Raw genomic sequence first — 14,594 nt, forward strand, 5'->3', positions numbered from 1 at the left:
TGATAGCGCGATGCCCTTCAAAATTCCCTACCACCAAATGATATTGAGTTTTATCATCGCTAAATTGCAGCAGAGCCGACCGGCTGATATGCAGGTTGACATTACTTTTTAAAACAATAGGTCCGGTCATCCACATACCCCGTGGAACCAAAACTATGCCACCGCCTTTTTCACTGCAGGCCGCAATGGCTTTGTTGATACTAATTGTATTTAGGGTAACACCGTCGTTTTTTGCACCATAACTGACAATATTAAAAGTATCTTTTTTAAATTCAGGTTTTTCGATAACGGGTAAATTGTCCCACGAATATTTGTCTTGCTGCGCGATGGAATGATTCGTTATCAAAATTGCACATGCCGCGAAAAGAGAAAATAATTTTTTTTTCATTGATAAATATTCTATTTGTTATTCTTTAATCTTTGCAGTGAACTTGTTTTTTTATTTTTCAGAAATGAATAATGATAAGAGATGAAATTGCCACGTCGTTCCTACCTCACGATTCAATGAGAATGTAAAATTTTTTTTAAACAAAAACCTATTATAAACACTTGGCCATTCTGGTTGTTCCGCAGTGCGTTTACAACCACTGGTAAAGACGAATTTGTTATCTATTTTATTTTGCAGCTTAAAAATCTGTATTCATCTTTCATTCGGGATGCACTTTGCTAATATCCCGAACAGCTTTAAGTTATTTTTAATCGCGCGAACGAACAATAATAACATCCTGCGCCCTGTTTGCAGGCGTTACTTTTAGTTTGGAAACTTTTCCTTTTTCTACATGCCCTTCGACAATGGTATTGTAAGGCGCATGCAATTTAAAATCGGCTGTCCAGTCTTTAGGCCAAGCGGGTGTTAGCCGGATATTTTTCCCGTCGCATTGCATCAGCATGTTTTGAAGCGTTATCATACCATCTCCGCCATTGTCCATATCCGCAATATAATCGTGCGCCGATTTCCAAAACCATTTAAAATGCTGATCACCGTAATTGGTAAATTCTGCGATAGCTGCTTTGCTCGCTTCGCTCGTTAACCCGAGTATAGAAGACTGCGTTCCATCTTGTCCCCAGCAGGTATTTTGCGGCGCTCGGCGCGCGAAATAGGTTCTTCTTGCCAATTCTAAATCAGGTTTGCCTACACCGTAAAGTCTATATGGGAAAACAGTATATAATTCAGGATTTTCAGAGTTGCCTCTTTTACCATACTTCTGCGCAGGAAGTATGACTAATGCTCCATCAGGGTCGCTGGGCGCTAATGCAGGGATCGGTATCTTACCTTTTGTAGTCCTACCAACAGGAATTTCAGGTAGATCGTGCAGCACTTTTTGCCATTTAGTTCTCTGTTGTTGTGTTGTCATATCTTCGGGTAATGCCAACAGCCGGGGCAATATACTTTTCAACCCTGCAATGTCCGGCGTAGGATTGACGGCATCTAACTGATAGGTTTCGAGCGACTGAGTCGGCTACATATAGATCTTTCCGTTTGCATCGCGCTTCCTGTGCTGATCATAGTAAGTAACAATTGCATCGGCAAACGGAACGACTGTATTTTTCACATAGTCTTTATTGCCGTAATAATCGTATTGATCGAGTAACTGGCTAATGACTTCCAGCGTTCCCTGTATATGGTATCGCTGCCAATGGCTTTGAATTACATTGGTAGGGTTATGTTCACCAAAATCGCCCATGCGGGGAAGTCCCCAGAAATACATCGTTTCGGGATAACTCGCACCACCATGTTGATAATAAATCTTGTTTCTTGCTTCAGCAAATTTCAGACGTTTAGTATACATAGCAAACCAAGGCTTGATCAAATCGGTGTCGCCCGTAGCAATGAGCGGCCAATACAACAGGCGATTGTTTTGATTCCAATAGCATTCGCCCCAAGCACGGTAATCGGGATTATGCTCCTCTTTTGTTTGTTTAAAACCTGCGGGGATATTGTGTCCAACCGTAAATGCCCCTCCATTAAACTTCACCGGCATTTCGCCACGTGAAGAACAAGCCATCATATAACGCTGAATGGCATAACCGTCATTTACTTTTTGCGCATCGTCCGGACCGCTAACCTTAATAAAACTTCTGTCCCAAAAATTTGCCCACCAGCGATCATGCGCGAGAACCATATTAGTTATCTTCATAGCTTCTATCCTATTGGTCATTTGATTTATTTCTTTCAACCAGATATCAGGCGCATTTGTTAGCGTATCGGTCAAGGCAATAATATCCAATTGTTGCGCGTTTGTCGGCCGAGCTGAAGCAACTGTACTATCATTCCTGGCTATCACTGCACGCCCGGTGATCATTGCGCCGAAACAACGATGATATAAAGGATCGCTGAACTGACCGATCAAACTTTCCAAATGCTGCTGTTTGAGCGTATAAGGATAATAGCTGTCTACATCAAAATGACACCATGCAATGCGGTTGTTATTTGCAGGAAACAGCACATCGGGTTTTAATCTTGCAGCTTTATCGCCCGACATTATTTCCTTGCTAGCCTGTAAATCAATTTTATCGGAAGGCTCTATTTTTCTCCATGGATCAAAAACTGCCACCAACTGTCCTTTCTGTACCAAATTTGCCTGCACATGTACAACAGGATTGTTAGCATCGGCCCAAAGCCTTACCGTATTATTTCCCTTTTTAATTTCGATTGTGCCATTTTGAAAAAATAATGTCTGTGTAATTCCAGTTGTATCGGCAAAAGGATTCGGCGTAATGCTGATACGCACGCGGCCTAATTTTAATAAAGATGCGTCTTCCGCCCAGGCATCTGCTTTGCCTATTAACAGAACAATGTCGCCGTTGTTTTCCGTCCAGGCATTTACCGCAATATCTCCATTACCAAAAGGCATTGCATCGTTTTCATTTTTTCCTAAACCCTGCCACACAAGATTGGCAACAGGACATATATTTGCTTTTGACTGGGCTGACAGGGTATTTATCGATAACACTGTAATTACGGCGCAGCAAATCATTTGCCTGAGTTTGATAAACATGGTTTTATTTTTTTGAGTTTAAATTTTTATTTAACCACAGAGAGTTTTACACAGCATTCGCAAGATCTGTTCGTTTTATAATTTAGTTCATTCTGTGATTCGTATTACTGTGGCTGATAAAATTATTCATTAACCTGGATATTGTATTTTCTACTGTGCCAGCCCTGTTATGAGGTTGATTCCTGTAATAGTAGAAGCAGATGTACTTACAAATGCGTTTCCATTTCTAACAGTTATTTTGGAACCATTGATAAATGCAGCGCTATCTACATTATTCATTTTCATTCCGGTGGTCGCAGAGATATTTACATTATCAAAAAAAAGATCCTTCATGTGCATTTCCGGTACAGACCATAGTAACCCGGCGCTATTGGAACCTGTTATTGTAAGATTTTTAAGCATTATATATTTCCAAACAGGCGTAGTAACTGTAACAGGCTGTCCCGGATCGGCTGTTGCCGTTGCCGGAATTGTATTATCTGGATAATATTCACATATATTAATAGGAATACCAACTTTTGTCATCGTTAGATTTGAATAAGTCAGATAGGCTACTATGCCACTGCGGTCACGACTGGATTTAATATGAACGCCATTATCGGTGCTATCGAAAGTACAATTGTTCACGTAAATATGATCGATATTCGAAGTATAGCTACCAATAGAAAGACCATGCCCTCGGCCGAATTTACAGCCTGTAATGGTTACATATTTCGTATTGTTGTTCATCGCGATATTATCATCTCCGCAACTGATATTACAGTTCAGAATATTGACATAAGGCGACCAGACATCGATGCCATCCGTATTTGGAGAATTGGGAGGAGACATTAAAGTAACGCCCGAAATGGTAACATTCTTATTTCCCCTATGAACACTAATATGCGAATTAGGCGCATTTTGTATGGTAATATCGGCAACCTCAATTGTATTTGCATTGTCGAAATTAATCATTGCAGGCCTGGCAATACCGGCGGTTGATTTGGTCGCATTGTAGGCAGTCCACCATGCAGCGCCCTGTCCGTCTATCATTCCCTTACCGCTGACTAATACATTGGTTGAGCTACTCATATCTAAAAATGCAGCAAGAGATGCTGTGCCTCCCGAACCCGGGTAAGTATTATAAGCCAGTACTTTTAACACAGCTCCGTCAGAAATCTGTAATCCTACATTACTCTTCAATTTTAATGGCCCGCAATTAAATATACCTGCCGGAACAACAACCGTTTTGCCTCCGACTTTTGTGGCCGAATCGATCGCTTTTTGAATAGCGGCGGCGTTATCCGCTGCAGTTGTAGACGCGCCAAAATCAGTAATAACAAAGTTGCCTGCAGGAATTTTCGGAACAGCAATGGAGTCGCCCCAATTTGTTGGATAAGCAGGCGGTATTAGCGTAGAATCTTTTGGCGGATTGTTTTTAATAATCGACGAATCTGGCTCGTTCACCGTAGGAGATGAAGCCGTTGCTTTTTTACAAGAAATAGACGACAATAAGATTGCCGATAGCATTAAAAATAAACACGCGCTTTTTCCCATTTATATAATTTTTACGTTTTTTAATTTCCGTGAAATACAATCTAAAGCCAGGATAAGAACTTATGGGTATTTATACCTATCCGACTTTAAAAAAGATGACGAAATTTCACAAATACAAGATAATAAGAGAACCTCTGAATACAGGAAGTTCTCCTATTATTATCAAAGCCTATTGCCACCAGCGAGGATCTCCTGCCGTGCCTATACCGCCAAAACCCGAACCAGATTTTAATGTGAAGTCACCATTGGCCGGATCGACAAATATTGCCGTCGCGGGTCCGTTAAATATGGTAATATCTGGGAAATCCTGCGACATCGTCATTTCATTAGTTCTATAACTTCCGGCAAAAGAACCGGTATATGTTAAGCTGAAAGCCTTTAATTTGCTGCCGTTATTCGTTCCTGCGATAATGTTATTAGCTGCCTCGAAAGTAATCGGCTCGTGAGCAGCTTGGTCGAAAAGAATAAACTGATTAAGGGCAACGGACTGATTATAAATGGTGTTGTTATTTACTGCTAAGAGTTTAACCACAGTTCGTACATCCATTATTTGTGTTGAAGAATTGATTATTGTATTATTTGTCAGTTTGATAGAATCCAGTGTAATTGATGGTCCGCCAATATTAAGAACGCCATAGCCCCCGATATTATGCAAAACACTATTATTAATATTTATCTGCCCTATTTGCACTATTTTATTCTGAACACGTGCTACGCTTCTGAAATTAGAAATAATACAATTGTCGAAATCGTACTCCTCTACCTGCATATTATCGGTTGCGATATTAATCAGATAATTACTTGTACCGCCGACTAATATCAGGTTTTCAAAGATCATTTTTCCAAAGATAGCATCTGTAAGCCTTGCTTCGCTGATATTTACTGTTGCGGGCAATCCGTCTCTGCCATCAACACTATTTTCCCCTGTAAAACTAATGTTGGATAACCCTGCAGGAAGAATAAGCGTACCTAGATTGTATGTTTGTCCGCCTTTGAATAATAGTGTGATGTTTGGCGTCCCTTGCGCGATAGCATTTGCCACCAAAGAATCAATATTATCACCGGGGTTTACGGGGATAATTACGGCACCTTGCAACCCGGTTGTTTTTACTACCAATGTTCCCCTGACCACATCGTTTTTATAAATAACAAGCTTATAATTCGTTCCGGCGCTTAGACCGGTTATATCCAGCGATCCGGCTTGCTTATCGGCTGCAGTCAGCATTATTTGTTGTAGCTGCTCATTTGTTGAGTTGTTATAAACCGTAATATTCGTCACGCTGTCCGTTGGCGTCCAATTTACTTTGATATGGTCGGTAGAAACTTCCGAGCCGGTAAACAATTGCTCGGCAATCGTTTTAAAATACAATTCCGAATAATTAGATTCTAAGCCGGTAGTTGTATCCACACATTTCATACGCACGGAATAGCCGGTAGTCCCATCCAAATCACCAAATGTAGTGTGGTACAGCACTTTTGTAGGCGTAGTGGACGGAGCGAAAGGCGTTAAGGTATCCGCCAATATTTCTACCCTTTTTACAATGTTTTTAAATTCCAGGCTATCCTTGCTAAACTCAAAAATATATTTGGTCGCAGATATCGATTGCGTATAACTTAACTCTACCGATGTCGCATTTGCGGTTGACAAAGCAAATGTCAGTGGCGTAAACAGGCGAGCCTGTGACGGATCAACGGGCCAGTCGTTTACTTTCTTTATACAACTCGTCGCTGATGTGGCAATAAGTACAAATGCTATTAGTTCCAAAAATAATTTTTTCATCCGTATAAATTTTTCGTTTGCTGCTTTGCAGCGATTATTTTGGTCGGATGGGACTCCGCCTTCATATTCTCTTGCGTGAGAGAAAGTTGTTATGCTACGTTTCATCTGTTTAATTTTTGTGCTGCTTCACAGCGATTCTTGCTACATAATCATCGCGTTTATACCGACAGGTTAATAACCATAAGAGTTTTGTATTTTACCATTTGATTGATAAATGTCCTGATAGTAGACGGCGTAAGGATATCTGTAATAAACCGAACCGTTACCCATAGGATATTTTGCCAAAGCGGCTTGAATATCCGATCCATTGGAAAGAGTTCCGAGAAAATTTGAATAATTATAGGACGGATATAGACCCGTTCCCGCCGTTAAAACACGTATCGGCCAAATCACATAATTGGAAGTAGGCAATGGATTGGTCAAAGGCTTAAGCGCGCTTTTAGGGAACCATGAAACGGACGAATATGGCGCTCCTGGGTTTGCAGGAAGATCCCCGTAATAATTGACCGATGCAGGATCTATAAATTCATTACCAGCCTGGTACTTATAATAAACAGTCTGAGGAAAATTTGTAGGCTGATATGTTTTATCAAAAATGGTTACCGGCACTTTATCGTCGAACATCAAACATAATGTTTTTTTCATAGTTTCGATTTTATCGTATAATAATCCCCACCTGATTAAATCCTCTTTACGAATAGACTCGCAACCAAATTCCCATGCCCTTTCATTCACAATCGCCTTAAAGAAATCGGGATCGTAAGCCGTAATCCTTGGAGAACCTGCACCGAATGCTCTTTCACGCACTTTTTCCAATGCCTGGCGCCCGGTCATCCCACCGGCTAGTGGATTGGCTACGTCCGGCCCATACAATTCATTCATCGCTTCCGCATACATCAACAAAACATCGGAATAACGCATCAATATCCAATTGATACCCGTAGCAATTCTTGAATTAGCCGTTTTTTGCAACGCAAGAAATGCCGGAGAAGTCCAGTAAATCCGCCATTTTGCGAAAGACACACTCATTGGGTTGGTTCCCATTGCTTCTTTATTATCGGATGTATAATTAAACCAAGTTAAAGTTGCATCTCTTCTTGTATCTGTCGAATCAAAAGAATAAAAATAATAAGCAGTAGATGTTACATAACTACCCCCAAATCCCCTCGTGCCATATTTCGTATTTCCTGCAACAGTGTAGCCCATCAAAGAACCAATGTCACCGTTATTTCCCATTCCAAACGCCACTTCAAACAGGTTTTCGTTGGTGGGATTCGGAAGCTGTCCGCAAACTTTCTGCCATATATCTATATAGCTCGGGTCTAATTTATGCGGATTTTGAGCGGAACCAATCATGGAAGCGGTAGTATCTGCAGCAATTTGATAATAGTCTTTCCAGTTCGAAGGGCGTCCTACATAAAAACCGCCTTGTTCAGGAATGTTTGGATTATGTTCCGCCTTGGAATCCGGGAACCTATTGCCATCTCTCAACGACCAGCCGCCTGCAAACAAAGATACTTTTGCCAATAAACCCATTGCATACCCTTTTGTTATACGTTCAGCAGTACCATATTCCGTATTAGCGCCCAGCCAGGGTAAATAATTTATTGCTTCCTGTAAATCCTGAACGATATAATGATAAATAGTATCAATGTCAACGCGCCCCATATATACATTAGACAAGTCGGATTTCGATGTTTCTCTTTTAAAAGGGACAGCACCCCAATATCGAACTAGGTTGAAATATGCCAAAGACCTCATGACAAGCGCTTCCCCCAACAACGGTTTCATCTGAGCTGCTGAGCTTTCCAATATCGGAGAATTTCTGATACCGTCAACAGCGGTAGTAGATAATTCTGCGAAATCATATAAGGAGGCCCACTTTGTAGTGGCATTATAAATACTGCCGTAGAAATTGCCCGGGCCTGTATCTGAACTTGTGGAATTGTACCCCGATTCCGTAAATGTACCGTTGCATTCTATATCGGATACTCCTTGCCAGTTAACAGAAAGCTTTTGTCCGTAAATATATGTATCTGTCATTTTTCCGTATAAGCCCATTACAGCAGCCTTTGCCAAAGACGGCGAGCTGTAAACGGTTTGAGAGCTCAGAGAAGAGGGTGACGAGGTGTCCAGGAATTTCTTACAAGAAGAAAGTCCCAAAAAAGACACGGCCGAAATTATTAAAAATATTTTTTTCATCTGTTTATTTTTATCGTTTTTTAATGGTCAGATGGAATTCGCCAAATAATCATCGCTTTGAGTATGCAAAGCTCTTACAGCTCATTTCACCTGCATATATTTTTTAGAAGGTAACATTTAGACCAAACAATATTTTCCTCGCTTTCGGATAGGCAGAATAATCCACACCTTGTGTAAGCGGACTGTTCCTTGTGCTTACTTCGGGGTCTTGGCCTGAATAGCGTGTCAATACAAAAATGTTATAGCCAGCCACATAGCATCGTAGATTTTGCACGAAGAATCTTTTGGAAATATTAGACGGTAAGGTATAGCCTAATGTAACATTGCTCAAGCGCAGGAACGAACCGTCTTCTATAGCCCAATCCGTTGGTATGGTTGCATTAGCCATCATCGGACTCCAGATTTTTGCATTTTTATTTAATTCTTCGAACAATGCAGGATTGGCATAAGTCCCGAACATGATATTGTTGCCCGTCGCAGGATCAATGATAGTGAACCTGTTCTTTAAACTCATAATAGTACTTATATTCTGGTATCTTTTGGAACCCGAATAAGATGTATTATCAATTTTATCAGCATTGTAAATGTCATTGCCCACAGTGTAGTTGAACATCGTTGTTAAATCGAAGCCTTTGTAAGTAGCGTTAAAAGAAAAACCGCCTGTATATTTAGGCTGTGCATGCCCGATCACTTTTCTGTCTTCATCTGGAGAAATATAAGTATCGTTGGCATCCGTCTGTTTAAGCTTTTTCAACTTCATGTGCCCAGGCCCGAAATAATTGCCGGAATAAGTAAGTACTTTGGTGACATCAGGCACTCCCGGCTTAATTACCCATTTTTGTTGATTGGGGTCAAAATTAAAATCGTCAAAACTGTAAAAGCCATCGCTTACATATCCGTACATCAATCCAACCGGCTGTCCTACGATTGCCCTGTAATCGTCCGCGCCAACATTAACTCCCCAGTTAGAGTTTACTATCATGGTGTCTGCACCGTTCAGCGACAATACTTTGTTTTGGTTAAATGCTATATTAAATGCAGCAGATAAACTAAAGTCTTTTTTCTGGATTATTTCAGCATTAGCCGAGAACTCCAACCCTTTGTTTCGCGTGCTTCCTATATTCTGGTATTGTGTTGTATAACCTGAATTGGAAGGTAAAGCGACACCGAGTATCAGATTTCTCGTAGTATTATCATACAAATCCAATGAGAAGGTGATCCTGTTTTTAAACAATCCTCCGTCGAACCCTAAATTGGCGGAAGTGGTGCTTTCCCAGGTAAGATTTTCATTCTTGAGCGTACTCGATGTCCGGATGGCGCTTTGAGGCATATTATTAAAATAAATAAGCTGGTTGGTTCCAGTAACAGAATTATATTGTTGCCTCCAATAAGAACCAACCCTTGCGTTGCCCACAAGTCCGTAGCTTAAACGCACTTTTGCATCGGACAACCAATTTTTGGTACTTTGCATAAAGGACTCATCCGACAATCTCCAGGCTGCTGCTGCAGCAGGAAAAAATCCCCACTGAATACCGGGAGCAAATACATTTTTTCCATCTGCTCTGCCCGTTAGTGTCAGTATATAGCGCTGATTATAAGTATAATTCATACGAGTGAAGAAGGAAGATGTTCTCGAAGGTTCTCCTATCGTGGTATAAGTAGGATCAGGCGTTCCATAATTCCACATCGCCAATACATTATCTGCCGTAAAATCTATAGGGAAAAACTTGGAACTTATCGCTGTCTGATTCATTTGCGAGCTGCTCATTTCCTGCCCCACCATTGCCGTAACCTGATGTTTGTCTCCGTCGAAATTGAAATTGTAATTCAATACATTACTTACCTGCCACATAGTACCTTTCTGGTCGTTTCTTGTCGCTACCGGTTGACCACCGTTGGCGCTGGATTGCCCTGTTTTATTCAAATAAATATCATCCGTATAATTTTTGTTATAAGCATAGGAACCTTTGGTAGAGAATGTCAAGCTATTAGTAATCTTCCATGTAAGCCCCGCATTAAAAGTCGCATTGAATTGATTTTGCTTTTTATATTCATTGACTATATTATAAATAGGATCATTTAAGGAACTTAATTGTTCCGGCGAAGAAAAATCGGCGTTATCGCCCAAAGCGCCGGCACCTAATGCGGTAAGGCTTTTTACAGGGCCATATTTAATAGCATCTCTCAATTTATTCCCGCTTGATACACTCGGACCGGTAATCGTTGTATTGTACATTCTCGAATTGAAATCGAGGCTTAGTTTATTGCTGATCTTTTTATTGATCTTTGCGCTGAAATAATCGCGTTGATACTGTGAATTAAGCATGACGAAGGTCTCCTGATCATGGGTGTATCCAAGATTATAGGTTAAGGATTTATCCCCTCCGCTTAGCCCAAGATTGTAGCTTTGTTGAATACCGGTATTGCCAAATAAGCTATCCTGCCAATTGATTCCGGGTTTTGATTTGTAGATATCTACATCATCCCAATTGCCGTACGCCCCAAAGAAACTTGCATTAGGAGCAGGATCAAGTTCTTTCTGATAATATACAAATTCATATGGATCCAAAACATTGGTCAATCTATAAACATTACTCAATCCGACATACGTGTTAAAGTTAATTTGGGGCTTCCCCGCACTCCCCGATTTAGTAGTTATTAAAATAACACCGTTTGCCCCTTGAGCCCCATAAATGGCTGTTGACGCTGCATCTTTCAAAACATCTATACTAAGGATATCCTGCGGCGCAATATTATTGATATTAGGTACTTGAAAACCATCTACGATGTACAAAGGCGAATTATCTTGTGTGATAGAACCACCGCCGCGCACGCGTACGTTAATATCCGCATCGGGGGAGCCTTCTGTAATTGTAACATTAACACCGGGTAAACGTCCCTGAATAGCAGTTAATACAGAAGTTGCCGGAAGATCTTTGAGCTTATCTTCATTAATGGAAGATACCGCGCCTGTAAGATCTTTTCGTTTTACGGTTCCGTAACCAATCACTACTACATCATTAAGACCATTCACTTCCTCTTTCATTTTTACATTAAGGGAGTCTTGTCCTTGAGCCAAAACGCGTTGTTCAAAAACATATCCGGTCATCGTAAAAGAAATTGTCTGTGGTCTTTTGCCATTAACGTAATCCAAAGTAAATTTTCCAAGCACATTGGTAAAAGTGCCTTTAATTGTTGCACCTTTTGCATCTTTAGCAATAATTGAGACGCCCTGTAAAGGATCGCCCTTATCGCTGGTAACCAACCCAGTGACTTTTTGTGAAAAAGCTGCCACCGAGATTCCAAGAAATGTCAAAAAAAGAAACATTTTTTTCATACATGCAGATTTAAATTTTAGAAGAAATACAGGATAAAATAACTGCCATTTGTTTTTTCAATCCTTCATTTAACTGTGAGGCGAGTCGAAGCAAATATCGTCATGTTCTGTACCAGACAAATCTAGCCAGAGTGGATCCATAACAGGTTCAATTCTTCGGAAAAATGGTTCGAATTTTCGGAGTATGAAAAAAATATATTTGATAATCAAATAAAAATAAATTAAAATAAAATTAAATATATTTATTGGATGAAAAAATTCTACTTATAGACAAAAGCAGTCATCAGAGGAGTTGCAACATTTGTATCGCAGATCCCCACAGTAAGTGCGTAAGGATATTTCACCCCCTATCACAAACATTTTATGTGCTTAGAAGGTCTGCCCGGTTAAGATGTTGCTAGCCTAGCTATCCCGCCTGCAGGAAAAACGCATAAATAAATGAATGAATGATTGATTGTTTGATTAATTCATTGGTTACAAAAAGCAGGATGGATGTCACGTGAAAATGATTTAAACTGAAGCCTCGATCTTGTAGCAATTTTTATAACAGAGCGTAAAACCCAGAGGTCTTTAGCCAGTGGGATGTAGGCGACAAACGCTAACCCTGATTAAGGATATTCGCACGAACAGTTCACAACTGAGACAGTTTGGATTTTGAAATGCTGGAAGGAGAAATGTTATATTTTTCCCTGAAACAGGTGCTGAAATATTTAGGATTAGTAAAACCGGTCATATATGCTACTTCAGAAATATTATAGCCTCCACTTTCCAAATACTCCTTGGCACGTTGCAGCCTTGTATCCCTTACAAATTCGACAGGTGTAAGTCCCGTAAGACTTTTAAATTTTTTATAAAAGGTGTTATGCGTCATATTTAAATGCGCTGCGGTCACCTCAATATTAAAAGCCGGCTCATTCATATTGTCACTAACTATTTTCACTACTCGTTTGAGAAACTCTTCGTCCCGGGATGTAATTAAGACCTTCTCTGGTTTTAAGTCAGGGGTTTTACCACTTATCATTTTCTGAAATAGTGTAGCCCTTTGACGAATAAGATTTTTTACAGAGGCCATCAGAAAATCGTTACTAAATGGCTTGGTAATATAATAGTCGGCTCCATAATTTAGCCCCTCTACCTGGCTTTCTACAGAAGACTTTGCACTCAGTAGTACAACGGGTATATGACTGGTCTGTAAATCATTCTTTAGTTTATCAAGCATGGTAATACCATCCATTTTAGGCATCATTATATCGCTAACGATAATATCAGGTTGGATCGTAACAGCCTTTTGCAAACCTTCTTCTCCATCGAAGGCCACTTCCACCCTATAAAACTCACTCAGTTGTCTTTTGATAAAAGAATTCAGATCAACGTTATCTTCGACCAACAGTACCAGTGATGTTTCAAGGTTTATTTGCTGTGGCAAATCAGTGTCTGTTCCATACTCTTCAACCAAGGATATCTCGGGTAAAGTTGGAGGCTTTGTCAAAACATCGTGCCCGTTTTGCTTATTAATATTGCGATCAATAATAAAACAAACAGATAATCCGCCAGTTTTTCGATTAACAGCGGCAATACTTCCTTTGTGAAGCTCTGCAAGCTCCCGGCATAAAGCCAGCCCGATGCCTGTACCTTTTGTTGAATCATTTAATTGACCGCCTCCATTAAAAAGATCAAAGATTTTTGACAAGTCTTCCGGTCTCACACCAGGGCCCCGATCAGCAACGCACACACGAAATGCTTTACCATCCTGAAGCGGCTCTATCACAACCTCTATAGACTTACCTTCAGGCGTAAATTTAAATGCATTACTTAAAAGGTTATAGACGATCGTATCTATTTTTTCAGCATCTACATACGCGAACAAGTTCTCTGAGCTATACTCAGTGTGCAGGCTAATACCCTTGTTTTGAGCCATTGCTAAAAAATGTTGGCAACAGTTATTAACCAAGCCAGTTATATCCGTATAGGAAATGTTCAATTTTGCACTTCCTGCCTGAATTTTTCGCAGGTCCAGTAGTTGGTTTACAAAATGTGCCATCCTGCCAGCGCTCTTTTTAATCACTTCTATATAATCTTTACCTTCAGCAGATAGATGCTCTTTTTTGCAAAGTTGTTCCAGTGGACCAAGTATCAAGGTGAGTGGCGTTCGCAGCTCGTGGGAGACATTTGTGAAGAAATTCAGTTTTAAAGCGGCAAGTTTTTTTTCAAGCTTGATATTATGCTTGAGTCTGAGTGTCGTCAATAACGACCTGCTGATGAATGTTATTAAAGTGATTATTGCAATCACATATAATGTATAAGCCCACCACGTTTTCCAGGGTGCAGGACGCACGATTATAGATAAGGTTCTAAATACGGTATTCGTATATAAATCGGCACGCAACGTTTTTATTTCAAGCAGATATTTTCCGGCGGGAAGATTTGTATAAGTAATTTGTGTGTTCTGGCTGGCGTCGTACCAGATCGAATCAAAACCTTTCAATCGATAAGCGAGAAGTTCTTTACCTGTGAAACGATAATCCAGTAATGCACAATCCAACCTTAAAATATTCTGGTTGTATTTGAGAATAAGCTTGGGCAGGTAGTTAACATCTTTTCCAATATAGTTATCCTTTATTTCTGGTCCTGCGTTTTTATTATTTATCTGCAGGTTAGTAAATACCAGCGACCCAAAAATACGATCATTATTAAAGTTTTGCGGATTGAAATGCAGATACCCCTTGGTCATTCCAATATA

The 14,594-nt window shown here is 40.2% G+C and carries 8 protein-coding genes; all 8 read right to left on the reverse strand.

Annotated features, from left to right (window positions below; genetic code table 11):
• On the reverse strand, positions 1-388 hold a 388-nt coding region (locus tag ACQR30_RS05125), incomplete at its 3' end, for a glycosyl hydrolase family 28-related protein (RefSeq protein WP_429732223.1).
• A 307-nt stretch (positions 389-695) separates the two neighbouring features.
• Positions 696-1,355: a hypothetical protein gene (locus ACQR30_RS05130; protein ID WP_429732226.1), complete on the reverse strand. Its 660-nt coding sequence runs from the start codon at positions 1,353-1,355 to the stop codon at positions 696-698.
• A gap of 105 nt (positions 1,356-1,460) precedes the next feature.
• Positions 1,461-2,999 carry a DUF5703 domain-containing protein gene (locus ACQR30_RS05135; protein WP_429732229.1) on the reverse strand — a complete coding sequence of 513 codons (1,539 nt, stop codon included), beginning with the start codon at positions 2,997-2,999 and terminating at the stop codon, positions 1,461-1,463.
• Between the two features lie 150 nt (positions 3,000-3,149).
• A complete protein-coding gene (locus ACQR30_RS05140; protein ID WP_429732232.1) occupies positions 3,150-4,535 on the reverse strand; it encodes a glycoside hydrolase family 28 protein in 1,386 nt (461 codons plus the stop codon).
• 169 nt (positions 4,536-4,704) lie between these two features.
• Entirely contained in the window at positions 4,705-6,420 is a 1,716-nt protein-coding gene (locus tag ACQR30_RS05145; protein WP_429732235.1) for a DUF5123 domain-containing protein, read from the reverse strand.
• Between the two features lie 66 nt (positions 6,421-6,486).
• Positions 6,487-8,517, reverse strand: coding sequence for a RagB/SusD family nutrient uptake outer membrane protein (locus ACQR30_RS05150; protein WP_429732238.1), 2,031 nt, complete (start codon positions 8,515-8,517; stop codon positions 6,487-6,489).
• Between the two features lie 103 nt (positions 8,518-8,620).
• Entirely contained in the window at positions 8,621-11,854 is a 3,234-nt protein-coding gene (locus ACQR30_RS05155) for a SusC/RagA family TonB-linked outer membrane protein (RefSeq protein ID WP_429732241.1), read from the reverse strand.
• Between the two features lie 631 nt (positions 11,855-12,485).
• On the reverse strand, positions 12,486-14,594 hold a 2,109-nt coding region (locus tag ACQR30_RS05160; RefSeq protein ID WP_429732243.1), incomplete at its 5' end, for a hybrid sensor histidine kinase/response regulator transcription factor.

This window comes from Arachidicoccus sp. (genome assembly GCF_050436765.1).
Lineage (GTDB): Bacteria > Bacteroidota > Bacteroidia > Chitinophagales > Chitinophagaceae > Arachidicoccus.